Annotated in this window: 13 protein-coding genes and 1 riboswitch; of the genes, 5 read left to right on the top strand and 8 right to left on the bottom strand. The window is 70.0% G+C overall.

Going from position 1 to position 15,214, the window contains the following annotated elements; all coding sequences use genetic code 11:
- Positions 1–66 precede the first annotated feature (66 nt).
- The 4 genes from AQJ84_RS13685 (at position 67) to AQJ84_RS13670 (ending at position 5,804) form a co-directional block, all read left to right on the top strand.
- Positions 67–330, top strand: a complete 264-nt coding sequence (locus AQJ84_RS13685; protein WP_078631555.1) for a DUF3311 domain-containing protein — start codon at positions 67–69, stop codon at positions 328–330.
- Complete coding sequence (gene mctP, locus AQJ84_RS13680; protein WP_030038235.1) at positions 327–1,952, top strand: monocarboxylate uptake permease MctP; 1,626 nt, start codon at positions 327–329, stop codon at positions 1,950–1,952. Before AQJ84_RS13685 ends, mctP begins: the two co-directional genes overlap by 4 nt.
- A 204-nt stretch (positions 1,953–2,156) precedes the next feature.
- A riboswitch (cobalamin riboswitch) is annotated at positions 2,157–2,285 on the top strand.
- Between the two features lie 124 nt (positions 2,286–2,409).
- Positions 2,410–4,794: a ribonucleoside-diphosphate reductase subunit alpha gene (locus tag AQJ84_RS13675; protein ID WP_030038236.1), complete on the top strand. Its 2,385-nt coding sequence runs from the start codon at positions 2,410–2,412 to the stop codon at positions 4,792–4,794.
- Positions 4,794–5,804, top strand: a complete 1,011-nt coding sequence (locus AQJ84_RS13670) for a ribonucleotide-diphosphate reductase subunit beta (protein ID WP_030038237.1) — start codon at positions 4,794–4,796, stop codon at positions 5,802–5,804. Before AQJ84_RS13675 ends, AQJ84_RS13670 begins: the two co-directional genes overlap by 1 nt.
- Positions 5,805–5,812: 8 nt before the next feature.
- Here AQJ84_RS13670 and AQJ84_RS13665 read toward each other — a convergent pair whose 3' ends face one another.
- On the bottom strand, positions 5,813–6,610 hold the full coding sequence (locus AQJ84_RS13665) for a hypothetical protein (RefSeq protein WP_225877124.1): 798 nt from the start codon (positions 6,608–6,610) through the stop codon (positions 5,813–5,815).
- Positions 6,611–6,675: 65 nt separating this feature from the next.
- Positions 6,676–6,849, bottom strand: coding sequence for a hypothetical protein (locus AQJ84_RS43045; RefSeq protein ID WP_157874939.1), 174 nt, complete (start codon positions 6,847–6,849; stop codon positions 6,676–6,678).
- A gap of 93 nt (positions 6,850–6,942) precedes the next feature.
- Between AQJ84_RS43045 and AQJ84_RS13660 the strand changes: the two genes are divergently transcribed.
- Positions 6,943–7,908 (top strand): helix-turn-helix domain-containing protein, encoded by a 966-nt coding sequence (locus tag AQJ84_RS13660; protein WP_053190852.1) that lies wholly within the window; start codon positions 6,943–6,945, stop codon positions 7,906–7,908.
- Positions 7,909–7,912: 4 nt separating this feature from the next.
- Here AQJ84_RS13660 and AQJ84_RS13655 read toward each other — a convergent pair whose 3' ends face one another.
- The 6 genes from AQJ84_RS13655 to AQJ84_RS13630 all read right to left on the bottom strand — a co-directional run bounded on the left by AQJ84_RS13655 (position 7,913) and on the right by AQJ84_RS13630 (position 15,091).
- Positions 7,913–9,283 (bottom strand): bifunctional albaflavenone monooxygenase/terpene synthase, encoded by a 1,371-nt coding sequence (locus tag AQJ84_RS13655; protein ID WP_030038240.1) that lies wholly within the window; start codon positions 9,281–9,283, stop codon positions 7,913–7,915.
- On the bottom strand, positions 9,280–10,365 hold the full coding sequence (gene cyc1, locus AQJ84_RS13650; RefSeq protein WP_107082674.1) for an epi-isozizaene synthase: 1,086 nt from the start codon (positions 10,363–10,365) through the stop codon (positions 9,280–9,282). The genes AQJ84_RS13655 and cyc1 overlap by 4 nt, the downstream gene beginning before the upstream one ends.
- A 293-nt stretch (positions 10,366–10,658) precedes the next feature.
- A complete protein-coding gene (def, locus tag AQJ84_RS13645; protein ID WP_030038242.1) occupies positions 10,659–11,309 on the bottom strand; it encodes a peptide deformylase in 651 nt (216 codons plus the stop codon).
- A gap of 76 nt (positions 11,310–11,385) precedes the next feature.
- Positions 11,386–12,366 (bottom strand): tetratricopeptide repeat protein, encoded by a 981-nt coding sequence (locus tag AQJ84_RS13640; protein ID WP_030038243.1) that lies wholly within the window; start codon positions 12,364–12,366, stop codon positions 11,386–11,388.
- 104 nt (positions 12,367–12,470) lie between these two features.
- On the bottom strand, positions 12,471–13,754 hold the full coding sequence (locus AQJ84_RS13635; RefSeq protein ID WP_051869579.1) for an HD-GYP domain-containing protein: 1,284 nt from the start codon (positions 13,752–13,754) through the stop codon (positions 12,471–12,473).
- Complete coding sequence (locus AQJ84_RS13630; protein WP_030038245.1) at positions 13,751–15,091, bottom strand: HD-GYP domain-containing protein; 1,341 nt, start codon at positions 15,089–15,091, stop codon at positions 13,751–13,753. The genes AQJ84_RS13635 and AQJ84_RS13630 overlap by 4 nt, the downstream gene beginning before the upstream one ends.
- Positions 15,092–15,214 lie beyond the last annotated feature (123 nt).

Genomic DNA, 15,214 nt, shown 5'->3' with positions numbered 1-15,214 from the left:
TGCTGACACCGTCGCCTAGATTCCAGCGCGTTACACAGGTGATCAGCGAGGGGACGGAGCCACGGAATGCCAGAAGCACCCGAAGCGAGACCACCGGTGGTGACACCGGTCCGCGTGGTCATCGCCCTCTGCCTTTTCGTGCCCTTCGTGGCGATGCTGTGGGTGGGCTCCTACGCGAAGACCGACCCGGCCTTCATCGGCATCCCGTTCTTCTACTGGTACCAGATGGCGTGGGTGCTGATCTCCACCGCGCTGACGATGATCGCGTACCAGCTGTGGCGGCGTGACCAGCGCGGCCGCTCGTCCCGGAAGGGAGGTGTGGCGGAATGAACGACGGCGTGAACGGCGTCGCACTCGCCGTCTTCATCTTCTTCTTCCTGGCCGTCACGGTCATGGGCTTCCTGGCCGCCCGCTGGCGGAAGGCCGAGAGCGACAGCCTCGACGAATGGGGCCTGGGCGGCCGGTCGTTCGGCACCTGGGTCACCTGGTTCCTGCTCGGCGGCGACCTGTACACCGCGTACACCTTCGTCGCCGTGCCCGCGGCGATCTACGCGGCCGGCGCGGCCGGGTTCTTCGCGGTGCCCTACACCATCCTGGTCTACCCGCTGATCTTCACCTTCCTGCCCCGCCTGTGGTCGGTCTCGCACAAGCACGGGTACGTGACGACCTCGGACTTCGTGCGCGGCCGCTTCGGCTCGAAGGGCCTCTCCCTGGCAGTGGCGCTGACCGGCATCCTGGCCACGATGCCGTACATCGCGCTCCAACTGGTCGGCATCCAGGCCGTGCTGGACGTGATGGGCGTCGGCGGCGGCGAGGACACCAACTGGTTCATCAAGGACCTGCCGCTGCTGATCGCGTTCGGCGTGCTCGCGGCGTACACGTACTCGTCGGGTCTTCGGGCCCCGGCGCTCATCGCGTTCGTGAAGGACACGCTGATCTACATCGTCATCGCGGTGGCGATCATCTACATCCCGATCAAACTGGGCGGCTTCGACGACATCTTCGCCAAGGCGAGCGAGGCGTACGGCCAGACCAACCCGGCGACGGGCGCGCCACGCGGTGCGCTGGTACCGGCCGAGGCCGGCCAGTGGACGTACGCCACGCTGGCGTTGGGCTCCGCCCTGGCCCTCTTCATGTACCCGCACTCGATCACGGCGACGCTGTCCTCGAAGAGCCGTGAGGTGATCCGCCGCAACACCACGATCCTGCCGCTGTACTCGCTGATGCTGGGTCTGCTGGCGCTGCTCGGGTTCATGGCGATCGCGGCCGGGATCAAGGTGCAGAACGGGCAGCTGGCGATTCCGCAGCTGTTCGAGACGATGTTCCCGGACTGGTTCGCGGGCGTGGCCTTCGCGGCGATCGGCATCGGCGCGCTGGTGCCCGCGGCCATCATGTCCATCGCGGCCGCGAACCTCTTCACCCGCAACATCTACAAGGACTTCATCAAGCCCGACGCCACCCCGGCGCAGGAGACCAAGGTCTCCAAGCTGGTCTCCCTGCTGGTGAAGGTCGGCGCCCTGGCCTTCGTCCTCACCATGGACAAGACGGTCGCCATCAACTTCCAGCTCCTGGGCGGCATCTGGATCCTGCAGACCTTCCCGGCGCTGGTCGGCGGTCTGTTCACCCGCTGGTTCCACCGCTGGGCCCTGCTGGCCGGCTGGGCCGTCGGCATGGTCTACGGCACGGTCGCCGCGTACGGCGTCGCCTCGCCGACCCAGAAGCACTTCGGCGGCTCGTCGAAGGAGATCCCCGGCATCGGGGAGATCGGGTACATCGGCCTCACGGCGTTCGTCCTGAACGTCGTGGTGACGGTGGTCCTCACCTTCGCCCTGAAGGCGATGAAGGCCCCGGACGGCGTCGACGAGACGTCCCCGGAGGACTACACGGCGGACGCGGGCGACCCCGGCGTGCAGGTCGAACTGCCCCCGGCGACCGCCGGATCCGCTCACTGACAGACGCCCCACCGGAACGCGGGAAACCGCGCGCACACCCCGGAGCGGGCCGCCGACGAACCATCACGTCGGCGGCCCGCTCCCGTGCGTGACCGGAACCGCTCCCGGACCTGGACGACATCACTCTCCTCACCTATGAGTTGACGCTGCGAAACCGGCGCGACACAACATATGGGGGCGTCTCCCCGGCCCGGCACAAGATGTATGCTCATGCTCGCTGTCGCCGCAGGGGAATCCGGTGCGAATCCGGAACTGTCCCGCAACGGTGTACTCATGCCTGCTTATGCGCGTATGGGAGTCAGTCCGAGGACCTGTCGACAGCGCGCCCGGCCATCAGGCCCGGGTGCCATGACGTCCGGGCCTCGTGGAATGGGCCGGTGGACGCGACGCCGTGCGCGCTCGTGTGCTGCCCCCTGCCCTCCTTGAGGCCCCCGTGCCGAGCGAGGGAGAGCCCCACGTGACCATCGCGCCAGCAGACCCGGCTTCAGCCATCGAGGTCGTCGAGGCCGCCGAGGTGGAGACCGACGGCCCCGGGACCGCGCTGCTGCGGACCTTGACCGAGCTGACCGTCGACCTCCCCGAGGCCGACCCGGGCCGGGTCGCCGCCGCCGCGCTGCGCGGCCGGTCCGCCCGGGCCGACGAGACGGAACTGCGCGAGCTGGCCACGGAGGCGGCCGCCGGCCTCATCTCCGAGGACCCCGCCTACTCGCGGCTCGCCGCCCGTCTGCTGACGATCAGTGTCCGCGCCGAGGCCGCCTCCCAGGGCGTCACCTCCTTCACGGACTCCGTCTCCGTGGGCCACCGCGAGGGCCTGGTCGCCGACCGTACGGCCGAGTTCGTGCGGGTCCACGCCGAGCGCCTGAACGCCCTGGTCGACCCGCACGCCGACGACCGCTTCGGATACTTCGGCCTGCGCACCCTGCACAGCCGCTATCTGCTCCGGCACCCCATCACCCGGCGCGTGATCGAGACGCCCCAGCACTTCATGCTGCGGGTCGCCTGCGGCCTGGCGGAGGACGACACGTCGCGCGCGCTGGACGAAGTCGCGGCCCTCTACGGCCTCATGAGCCGCCTCGACTACCTCCCCTCCTCCCCCACCCTCTTCAACTCCGGCACCCGCCACCCCCAGATGTCGTCCTGCTACCTCCTCGACTCCCCGAAGGACGAGCTGGACTCCATCTACGACCGCTACCACCAGGTCGCCCGGCTCTCCAAGCACGCGGGCGGCATCGGCATCGCCTACTCCCGCATCCGCTCCCGCGGTTCGCTGATCCGCGGCACCAACGGGCACTCCAACGGCATCGTCCCGTTCCTGAAGACCCTCGACGCCTCGGTCGCCGCCGTGAACCAGGGCGGCCGTCGCAAGGGCGCCGCCGCGGTGTACCTGGAGACCTGGCACTCCGACATCGAGGAGTTCCTGGAACTGCGCGACAACACGGGTGAGGACGCCCGCCGTACGCACAACCTCAACCTCGCGCACTGGATCCCGGACGAGTTCATGCGCCGGGTGAACGCCGACGCGCAGTGGTCGCTGTTCTCCCCGGCCGACGTGCCCGAGCTGGTCGACCTGTGGGGCGCGGAGTTCGACGCGGCCTACCGCAGGGCCGAGGCGGACGGACTCGCGAGGAAGACCATCCCGGCGCGCGACCTGTACGGCCGCATGATGCGCACCCTGGCGCAGACCGGCAACGGCTGGATGACCTTCAAGGACGCCGCCAACCGCACCGCCAACCAGACGGCCGAGCCGGGCCACGTCGTCCACTCCTCGAACCTCTGCACGGAGATCCTGGAGGTCACGGACGACGGGGAGACGGCGGTCTGCAACCTCGGTTCGGTCAACCTCGGCGCGTTCGTCGACACGGCGGCCGGGGACATCGACTGGCAGCGGCTGGACGAGACCGTCCGCACCGCGGTCACGTTCCTCGACCGGGTCGTCGACATCAACTTCTACCCGACCGAGCAGGCGGGCCGCTCCAACTCCAGGTGGCGTCCCGTCGGTCTCGGCGCGATGGGTCTGCAGGACGTCTTCTTCAAGCTGCGGCTGCCCTTCGACTCCCCGGAGGCGAAGGCCCTGTCCACCCGGGTCGCCGAGCGCATCATGCTCGCCGCGTACGAGGCCTCCGCCGACCTGGCCGAGCGCAACGGCCCACTGCCGGCCTGGGAGAAGACCCGTACGGCCAAGGGTGTCCTGCACCCCGACCACTACGACGTCGAGCTCACCTGGCCGGAGCGCTGGGCGGCCCTGCGCGAGCGGATCGCCACGACCGGGATGCGCAACTCGCTGCTGCTGGCCATCGCGCCGACCGCCACCATCGCCTCGATCGCCGGCGTGTACGAGTGCATCGAGCCGCAGGTGTCCAACCTGTTCAAGCGGGAGACGCTGTCCGGGGAGTTCCTCCAGGTCAACTCGTACCTGGTGCGGGAGCTCAAGGAGCTGGGCGTCTGGGACGCCCGCACCCGTGAGGCGCTGCGTGACTCCAACGGCTCGGTGCAGGACTTCGCCTGGATCCCGGCGGAGGTACGGGCCCTGTACCGCACGGCGTGGGAGATCCCGCAGCGCGGACTGATCGACATGGCGGCGGCCCGGACGCCGTTCCTGGACCAGTCCCAGTCCCTGAACCTGTTCCTGGAGACGCCGACGATCGGCAAGCTCTCCTCGATGTACGCGTACGCCTGGAAGCAGGGCCTGAAGACGACGTACTACCTGCGCTCGCGCCCGGCGACCCGCATCGCCCGCGCGGCACAGGCCCAAGCCACCGTCCCCGTCCAGACGGCTCCCGACGACGAGGAAGCCGTCGCCTGCTCCCTGGAAAACCCCGAGTCCTGCGAGGCCTGCCAGTAATGCCCACCACCCAGAACCTGCTCGACCCGGGCTTCGAGCTGACGCTCCGCCCCATGCGCTACCCGGACTTCTACGAGCGCTACCGGGACGCCATCAAGAACACCTGGACCGTCGAGGAGGTCGACCTCCACTCCGACGTCGCCGACCTCGCGAAGCTGTCGCAGGGCGAGCAGCACATGATCGGCCGGCTGGTCGCCTTCTTCGCGACCGGCGACTCGATCGTGGCGAACAACCTCGTGCTGACGCTGTACAAGCACATCAACTCCCCGGAGGCGCGCCTGTATCTGTCGCGCCAGCTCTTCGAGGAGGCCGTCCACGTCCAGTTCTATCTGACCCTGCTGGACACCTACCTCCCCGACCCGGAGGACCGGGCGGCCGCCTTCGACGCGGTGGAGAGCATCCCGTCCATCCGCGAGAAGGCCGGGTTCTGCTTCAAGTGGATCAACGAGGTGGAGAAGCTGGACCGTCTGGAGACCCAGGCCGACCGCCGCCGCTTCCTGCTCAACCTGATCTGCTTCGCCGCGTGCATCGAGGGCCTGTTCTTCTACGGTGCCTTCGCGTACGTCTACTGGTTCCGCAGCCGGGGTCTGCTGCACGGCCTCGCCACCGGCACCAACTGGGTGTTCCGTGACGAGACGATGCACATGAGCTTCGCCTTCGAGGTGGTCGACACCGTCCGCAAGGAGGAGCCGGAGCTGTTCGACGACCTGCTCCAGCAGCAGGTCACCGACATGCTGAGGGAGGCCGTCGAGGCGGAGCTCCAGTTCGCGCGCGACCTGTGCGGCGAGGGTCTGCCGGGTATGAACACCGACTCCATGCGCCAGTACCTGGAGTGTGTCGCCGACCAGCGCCTGACACGCCTCGGCTTCGCCCCGCTGTACGGCTCGGAGAACCCGTTCTCCTTCATGGAGCTCCAGGGCGTCCAGGAACTGACCAACTTCTTCGAGCGGCGCCCGTCGGCGTACCAGGTCGCGGTGGAGGGCACCGTCGACCTGGACGAGGACTTCTGACCCGCCGGCTACTTCAGGACTACCGCGTCCCCGGCCGACACGATCCTCGCGGTCGTCGTCGTGCCGGGGAAGTACCAGCGCCAGCTGCCCGCCTTGGTGACGGTCACCTTGGTGCTGAGCCTGCCGTGGGTGCCCGTCTTCACGGTCTTGACCGTGCTGTAGTGGGCGCCCCCGGCGGGGCGGTACTGCAACTTGACCGACTGCCCGGTGAACCCGTGGTACTCCAGGTTCTCCCAGTTGGCGCGGGTCAGCTTGCCGTTGACGGTGAGCTGCGCCCCCTTGGCGACCGGCTCGGGGGTCGCGTCGGTGGTCAGCCTCGAGGCCCGTTTGACCTTGTACTCGGCGATGTGGTCGGAGATCCAGTAGTCTCCGTCGTTCGCCTTGACGGTGGCGTTGACCTGCCAGACACCGGCCACCCTGTTGGAGTCGATGTCGTCGCTGTCGGGAATCCAGCCGGGATCGACCGTCATGGTGGCGGTGCACACCGACGTCGTCGAGGACTTCTTCACGCAGGTCGAGTCGCCGTCCCAGGTGACGAAGCCGTAGCCGTTGGACGTGTTGAACGTGCTGACGTCCGTGATCCCCTTGACGCCCGAGTCGTCCTTGATCGTCACGGCGATCTTGTACTTGACGGTCTTCGACGTGCCGACGACGACGTTGTTCCCGCCGTTGACCACGATCTGGGTGACCCTGACGTCACCCCGCCCCTCCGCGTGGGCGCCGGTCGCCGTCACGAGTACGAGGGCCGCGGCCCCGCCCGCCACGGCCCAGGTTCTGCCGCGCCCTGAGCGCGCTCTGTCTCTCATGGTCCTCCCCTGATGGTGAGGAGAGGCTACACACGAGGTCCGGACGGAGTCGTACGGGTCCGCCTTCAGGCCGCGCGGGCCATGCGGCGCCCGGACGAGCGCTGATTCTGCGCCTCCTTGATCTGACGGTCGACGCGTCGCTCGTGGAGGATGCCGATCACCGCGGGGGTGACCATGAGCACCAGGAGTCCGAGGACGGCCAGCATTCCGATGAGTCCCTGCATCTGTGTCGCGTTCATGGACACCACTGTCGCGCCTGACACTCCTTACAAACAGTGGCAGGACTGCCGCAGACCCTCGATTTCCTGCCACGAGGGAGGCACACTGGAGGCATGCTGGAAAACGTGGCCGCGGTCCTGCTGGACGGCGTGCATCCCTTCGAACTCGGCGTCGTGTGCGAGGTCTTCGGCATCGACCGCAGCGACGAGGGCCTGCCGACCTACGACTTCGCGGTCGTCTCGGCGGAGGGCCCCTCGCTCGGCACCCATGTCGGCGGACTCACCGTCTCCACGCCTTACGGCCTCGACCGGCTGGAGGAGGCCGACCTGATCGCCCTGCCGGCCGGGCGCGACTACACGACCCGGAGCTACCCGCCCGACCTCCTCGACGCCCTGGTCGAAGCGGTCGACCGCGGTGCCCGGGTGCTCAGCGTCTGCTCCGGAGTCTTCGTGCTCGGCGCCGCCGGCCTGCTCGACGGCCGGCGATGCAGTGTGCACTGGCGGCAGGCCGACGAGCTGGCCCGCCGCAGCCCGCGGGCGATCATCGAGCCGGACGTGCTGTACGTCGACGAGGACCCGGTGATCACCTCGGCAGGGACCGCCGCGGGCATCGACGCCTGTCTGCACATCGTGCGCAAGGAGCAGGGACCCGAGGTCGCCAACAAGATCGCCCGGCGGATGGTCGTGCCACCGCACCGGGACGGCGGCCAGGCCCAGTACATCGAGCGGCCGCTGCCCCGCTCGCAGTGCGACACGGTCGGCGAGGTGCTGGTGTGGATGGAGGAGCACCTCGACGAGGAGGTCACCGTGGAGCAGCTCGCCGACCGTGCCCACATGTCACCGCGCACCTTCGCCCGCCGCTTCCAGCAGGAGACGGGGACGACCCCGTACCGCTGGATTTTGCGCCAACGTGTGCTGCTGGCCCAGCGGTTGCTGGAGGCGACGGACGAGACGGTGGACGCGATCGCCGGTCGAACGGGGTTCGGCAACGCGGCCGCGCTGCGCCACCAGTTCGTCCGCGCGGTGGGCACCACCCCGAACGCCTACCGACGCACCTTCCGGGGCCCCGAGGCGGCCTGACCTCTCACCGGGGCACCGGCTTCAGCAGCAGCCGCTGGGGGCGCAGCGTGATGCCGACCCGGGTCGCGTCGTCGGAGCCGGGCACCTGCTCGAAGCGGTACTTCGCCGCCAGTGCCGCCGTGACGAGGGTCAGCTGGGCCATCGAGAAGTGGTCGCTGGGGCACTTGCGGTTCCCGACGCTGAAGGGGCTCATGGCGAATTTCGGCACGTCCTTGACCCGGTCCGGAAGCCAGCGGTCGGGGTCGAACGCCAGGTTGTCCGCATAGGAGCGGCCGTCACGCTGGATCGCGTACGGGCTGTACACGATGTCGGCACCGGCCGGAATGCGATACCCGCCGAGTTCGGTGTCACGCACCGCCCGGCGCGTCAGAATCCAGACGGCGGGCCGCAAACGCATGGCCTCGACGACGACATTGTTCGTGTGGCTGAGCGTACGTACGTCGTCGAATGCCACCGGCCGCCCACCGGTCACGGATTCGACTTCCGCACACACCCTGTCCGCGTGTTCCGGGTGTTCCGCGAGGACCTGGAGCAGCCACATGATCGTGGACGCGACGGTTTCGCTTCCGGGCGTGAGTATGGCGACGACCTGGTCGTGGATCTCCTGTTCCCCGATGGGGTCGCCATTGTCGTCCTTGGCCTCCAGCAATGCCGTCAGCAAATCGTCCGGCTTTTGACCAGATGCCCTTCGCTCGGCGACGATCTCGTCGACGAGGAGATGCAAATCGGCCAGTGCCCGGTTGAATTGCCGATTGGCCGGGAGCGGCAGTCGGTAGAGCGGCCCCGCGGGTATCACCATCCGCCGGTACATGCCGCGGAAGACGGTGGCGAGGGCGATGCACAGCCGCTCGGCCCGCTCGTCCATGAAGTCGCCGCGCAGCAGGCAGCGGGCCGCGATGCGCACGGCGACGCGGAACGACTCGGAGGTGCAGTCGATGGTCTCGCCGGGCTTCCAGCGCTCGGTCAGGGCATGTGCCTCCTCCTCCATGATCGGCCCGTACGCAGGGATGGCGTCGAGCCGGAAGGCGGGCTGGATGGTGCGCCGCTGGCGCCGGTGCTGGGGCCCGTTGGCGGTGGCCACGCCCTCCTTGCCGAGCAGTCCCTCCAGCGACTCCCACAGCGGGCCGGCGATGATGAAGTCGGTGCTCAGCGCCATGGCCCCGGTCAGCGCGGGGCTGGTGACGGCGTACACCGTCTTGGGGCCGAGCCTGAGCCGGACGACCTCGCCGTGGTCGCGCAGCCGGGCCATGAAGCTGAGCGGGTCGCGTGCCAGCCGCCAGCCGTGGCCCAGGACCGGGACGCCGCCGCCCGCCAGGGGCGGCTCACGCAGCTCCCGCGCCTCGGGCGTCGCGGGCTTCACAGATTCGACGGTCATTTCTCACCTGCCGCTTCGTTGTTGACGTACGGGGGCGTGGACCGGTCGTCCCAGCTGTCGACCATGTATCGGCCGGACTCGTGGTGGAACCAGTAGACGGTGCTGAACCAGTTCCGCATATTGCAGACGCAGGCTTGCACGGCGGCGCTCAGTTCCTTTCCGGATACCGTTCCGTCAGCAAGGTCGTCGGCGAAACGCAAGGCGTCCTTCTCGGCGACGAGGAAATCCGACACGCATTTCTCGACCCGTCGCCTGACTTCGTTGACCGCCTCCTCCAGCGTCAGCCCCTCGTGCTTGATGAGGCTGATTCCGAGATTGTGCACCTCGTCTCCCGCCAATTCCTTGGGGAGCGAACACAGGTCGTTGTACCAGGCGGCGAACTCCTGACTGAGCAGAGCCGCCCGCCGATATGCCGGGTGTTTCCTTACCCGGTCCGGGAGTTCACGGCCGGCGGTCGGCTCCAGCAGGTCGGTCCAGATCCAGTGGGCGAAGGTGAACCGCCTCAGCGCGAGGTATTCCTCGACGGTGGGGACCACGCCTTCGGTGCGGTTGTGGAATTCCCTGTCGTACGCCTCGATCACCTGGTGGAAGTGACGGGCGAACCGGAGGTTCCACGTCCGCGGCAGGAACGAGTACAGCCGGACCACGCTGTCCGCGAACCCGGCGACCAGCGGGTCCTCGTGGTGCAGATGGGTCCGCGGGGAGTCGAGCGCCGCGTGCAGGCAAGACCTCAGCCGCCGCCAGGCGGCCGGGCGGCGGTGCACGATGTCACGGTCGTGGCGGTCGTCCCAGACGAAGAACCACGCGCTGTAGTCCGCTATCGCCTGGAGGACCTCGTCGGTGGCGCCGATGTAGTACCCCGCCATGAGGTCGGTGTAGCAAAGTCCGTCGGCATATTCCTCCACCTTGTCCGCCGGCATGAGCCGTTTTTCCAGAAGCCAGGTTCGGGTGTTCTCCTGGAGCCTGGGCCAATACGGGTGCAGTTGCCTGGGAAACGCTGTCTCGACCACCGGCAGGAAGAGCGCTGGTGGAACCGCGATCGCCGTCGGTGTCGATGTGGTGCTGTGTGGGAAAGCAGGCACGAACAAACCCCTTCCAGCCGCCAGTTGGCGCACGCACCTCTCCCGTTGTGCCGGGCGTGCGCCGTTGCGTATCCCCGCACTTCCCATTCAGCCCTACAACTGACCGTTCTGGGAACGGATTTGCTTCATTCACTACCCCACAGTGCTGAGATCCTCCCCCCTGCGTGACTTGTTCTGGATCATCGGCAGACCACAGGCCGTCGCACGTGCGGCACACAGACGAACGGCGCCTGTTCTGGAGGGTTCTCCGGAACAGACGCCGTACGTACGGAAGTGGTGAGGTCCCCGCGGGGTCAGTCGTTGGCGACCACGGGGTAGCGGGGCTCGTTCTCGGCCATCTGCCGCAGCGCGTCCTTGCGCTCCCGCTTGGAGAGCCGGTCGATGTAGAGGTAGCCGTACAGGTGGTCGGTCTCGTGCTGCAAACACCGAGCGAAGTAGCCGGTGCCACGCACCTTGACCGGGTTCCCCTTCTCGTCCTGCCCGGTCACCTCGGCGTAGTCCGGACGGGCGAGCGGCGCGTACGCGGTGGGCACCGACAGACAGCCCTCGTTGCTGTCATCCAGCCGGCGCCGGTCGGCGGGCAGGTCGACGACCTTCGGGTTGCAGACCACGCCCACGTGCCGCCTGCCCTCGTCGTCCATGCAGTCGTAGACGAAGACCTTCAGGTCGACACCGATCTGGTTGGCGGCCAGGCCCACGCCCTCGGCGGTGCGCTGCGAGGCGAACATGTCCGCGACCAGCTGGTCCAGCTCCGCACCGAACTCGGTGACGTCCTTGCACTCCTTGTGCAGCACCGGGTTGCCCACCACCGTGATCGGCCGCGAGGTGCCGCGCTCACGCCAGGCGTTCTCGCGCTCCTCCGTCTCCTCGGTGTCGATGACGAAGCCCTCGTCGTCCACGGGGAGCACGCCCGCGTGCTGCTGATCGGTGTCCTGCTGCGCCATGACCGACGTACGCCTTCCTGCAACCATGAGAAATTCTGCGAGTACAGCCTAAGGGGAGCGGTCGGGCGAGGACGGCTCAGCAGACCTCTTCCAGGTCCCGCCAGTCGCGGGAATCCGGACTGTCCGCGACCCACCCGTCCAGCAGCCCCCGCACCAGCGAAGCGGGCGCGGCCACCCCGCACTCCCGCTCCGGCACCCACAGCTGCCCGTCCGTCCGGTGGCCGAGCGGCCCCGGATGCCCCGGCTCACTGTGGTCGTGCGGGTCGAGATGCTCGCCGTCACCCTCGTCGGACGGCATCCGGGACTCGGAGCACATCCGGCACAGCAGCCGTACGGACGAGGACCAGTCCTCCGCGGCGAAGCCGGCGTCGGCCGCCAGCTGCTCCAAGGCGTCCCGGTCGACCTCGGTGGCCGCCTCCAGCAGCACGACCCACGTCGGCACCGGCGACGGCGCCCACAGCTCGATCTCGTCGAACACCGGATAGGAGTGCCCGGCGGCGGTGGTCCGCTCCCCGTGGGGCACTCCGTCGTGCAGGACGACCTCGCCCCAGCGTCGCCCGGACGAGGGAAGCGGAATGGACAGCACCTCGATCCGGGCGGGGTCCAGCCTGCGCCCCCACACCACCTCGGCCTCGCCCTCGGGCGACAGCCGTACGGCCGCGCTGCCGAGGTCCATGCCGACGGGCTCGCCGGAGGCGGTGGCGCCGCCGGGCACCCGCAGCCCGTACGCCTGCCAGGCCCGCCGCGCCAGCGGCCAGTCCTGCAGGGCGGTGGCCGCGATGCCCACGTTCCACCAGTCAGGTGCGCCGGTCTCCCGGTCCAGCAGGGCCACGGCCCGCAGACCGGCCGCCCGCGCCTGCTCCCAGTCGTGCCGGAACTTGTGCAGCAGGGCGAGGTTGAACCAGGACTCGGACAGCCACGGCTCCAGGTCGGCGGCGCGTGTCAGCAGCGCCCCCGCGTCCTCGTACCGACCGTCCCCGATCAGCGTGAACGCACGGTCGGTGGCCTGCCGCCAGGAGGCGGAGGGCCGGTGCCGTCCCTTGCCGAAGATCCTCACGATTCCCGCCTGCCAGTTCCGTGGAGTGGGCTGGCTGTGCCCCCGGACACCCTCTCCATCGCATCCAACCACGTGCGGCTGGAAGGGCGCTCATTACCCATGGGTTACCCAGCCGCGGGCAGGGTCAGACAGTCCCGTGACAGGACACGCGCCAGCGCCTCCACGACCTCCGGCGCGTACTCCTCCGCGGTCGCCAGCCGCAGCTCCTCCAGGGCCTTGAGCGGCCCGCCGGGACCGGCGTCCCGGGCCTTCTCCTCGTACGCGTTGACAGCCCGCACCACGCGGGCGGCGACCGGCTGCTCCGGCCAGGGGTCGGCCTGCCGCTCCACGACCATCGCCACCTGCGCGTTCACCCCGGTCTGCCGTACGACGGCCCCGCCGAGCAGTGCGATCCGGCGCTGCTCCTGGGCGGGCAGCCCGGCCGTGGCGCCCGCCGGCACCGGATCGACGAGGCTCAACTGCCCGATGTCGTGCATCAGGGCCGCGTACTCCAGCACGGTCAGCTCCGGCTCGCTGAGCCCCAGATCCCGCCCGACGGCCTGCCCGAGCGCGGCGACCCGGCGGGCGTGCCCGGCCGGGGTGTACCCGGCGATCTCGGTGGCCCGGGCGAGGGAGGCGATGGTCTGCCGGTAGGTGGCCCGGACGGCCGCGTACCGCCGGAAGGACAGCTGGGTGAGCAGCAGGGGCAGGCAGAACACCGGCAGCGCCCACAGGCCCGCGACGGCGACCGCGAGCGCCATCACGGCCCCCGTCGCGCACACGGCGGACCCGATCCCCAGCAGCGCCCGCAGCTCGTCGCGCAGCAAGGGACCGAAGGGCCACCTGGTCCGGGAGTGCGCCAGCGCGGCGGCGAGCACGGCGTCGCACAGCGCGGTCAGGGCGAGCAGCGCGAGCAGCAGCAGGGCCTGGGCGGGCCCGCCCCAGCGGCTGAACGTCCCCTGGAGATGGAGGGGTTGGAAACAGACGGCGGCGAACCCGACCGTGAGCACCCGTCGGGCGAGATGGTCGAGCAGGCCGCGCTGCCCCCGCGCGATGTGCGGAACGGCGCCGAGGAGGGCGGCGCCCACGACCACGGCGATCACCTGCGCGGCCCCGTGCCGGCTCGGCTCCCCGGCGTCGGCCCCCAGCAGGGCGTACGACAGCGCCCCGGCGGCCGCGAGCGGCGCGGCCTCCCTGACCTGCGCCCCGGTCCACCGGGCGAGCTCACCGACGGTGACCAGCAGGCCGAAGGCGAGGGCGGTGCCGCGCTCGTCGAGGCCGGTCCGGAGGGTGGCGAGGAGGGCGGCGGCGGCGAGGAGGGCGGCGGCGGTGTGGACGAGGACGAGCAGGAGAGGGGGGGGCGGGCACGCCGGGTGCTTCGGGCGCTTCGGGCGGGGCGACGAGGTCATGGGGCCCTCCGGCCGACGCTGTTGGGGTGCCCTCCTGCCCGGCTGGAGGGCGGCGAGTGCGGCGGAGCGGGGCAGGGCGACGGGACGCCGTCGGCGGTCACCGCCGGATGCCACCCGTACCGTCGCAGCGCGCCGACCAACGCCCGCACCATGACGGGGTCGAACTGCGCGCCCGCGCACCGCTCCAGTTCCTCCAGGGCCACGGCGACGGGCCGGGCCCGGCGGTAGGCCCGCGTGGACGTCATCGCGTCGAACGCGTCCGCCACCGCCACCACCCGGGCCGACTCCGGGATCTGCGCCCCGGCCAGCCCGTAGGGGTACCCGCTCCCGTCCAGCCGCTCGTGGTGGTGCAGCACGGCCGCCCGGGCCTCGCCGAGGAAGGAGATCCCGCGCACCATCTCGTGCCCGTACTCGGGATGCAGCTCGATCACCCGCCGTTCCTCGGCGGTCAGCGGCCCGTCCTTGCGCAGCAACCGCGTCGGGACCCCGAGCTTGCCCACGTCGTGCAGGATCCCGGCGAAGCGCAGGACCTCGACCCGGCCCTCGTCCATCCCCAGCTCACGCGCGATCATCATCGACGCCTGCCCGACCCGCTCGCTGTGCCCGCGGGTGTACCCGTCCTTGATGTCGACGGCCTGCACGAGCGCCCGGATCGTCGCCTGGTGCGCGGTCCGTTCCCGGTGGTACTGGGCGAACACCCACCAGGACACGCACATTGGCAGCAGCACCAGCAGAGCGGCGACGGGCCCGTACCGGCTGCGCCACAGCACGGCCATCATCAGCCCGGCGAGCCCGTGCACGACACCCGGCGGGAGCGACCGTACGAACAGGCCGCGCCAGGCCCGTCGCGCCGGCACCTTCTCGGCGAACGCCAGGATCCCCCCGTCGAGCACGGTCAGCACCAGGCAGAACGTCAGTACCGCGGCCCCGGCGGGGGCGAGCGCGTAGGGGAAGTCGGCGGCGTCGACGGCGTCCCGCCCGCCGAGCGCCCGGTGCACCCGCGCGGCCGCCCAGACGGCGACGACGAGCTGCGCCGACCGCCAGAGCCGGCGCAGCAGGCGTGGTCGCTGCTCGACCGGGGACAGCAGCGCTCCGGGCAGCGCGACCAGCGCGGCGGCGGGTGGGGACAGCAGAAAGGCCCCGGCGAGGAGCACGGGGTAGAACGTGCCGGCGAAGCGCCACCGGGCGCCGACCCGCTCACAGACGCCGTACAGCACGGCGAGCAGCAGCACCGCCCACCAGGACGCACGCGGGTTCGGCAGCGGAAGCAGACAGCACAGGGCGCCCAGGACCACACAGGCCACGTACACACGTGCCCGTGGTGGTACCGCCTCCATATGCCACTCCCCCCGGCCGTGCCCGTCCGGCGTCCGGAGCCTAGGCGGCAAGGGGGAGTGGGCGGGCCGATAACCCGCGGATTAGCACGTTCGAGTGACGACAGCCCGTTCCCGGGCGGGAGT

This window comes from Streptomyces resistomycificus (genome assembly GCF_001514265.1).
Taxonomy (GTDB): Bacteria; Actinomycetota; Actinomycetes; order Streptomycetales; family Streptomycetaceae; genus Streptomyces; species Streptomyces resistomycificus.
Note: the sequence above shows the minus strand (reverse complement) of the source record. Positions and strands in the feature narration are given on the sequence as shown.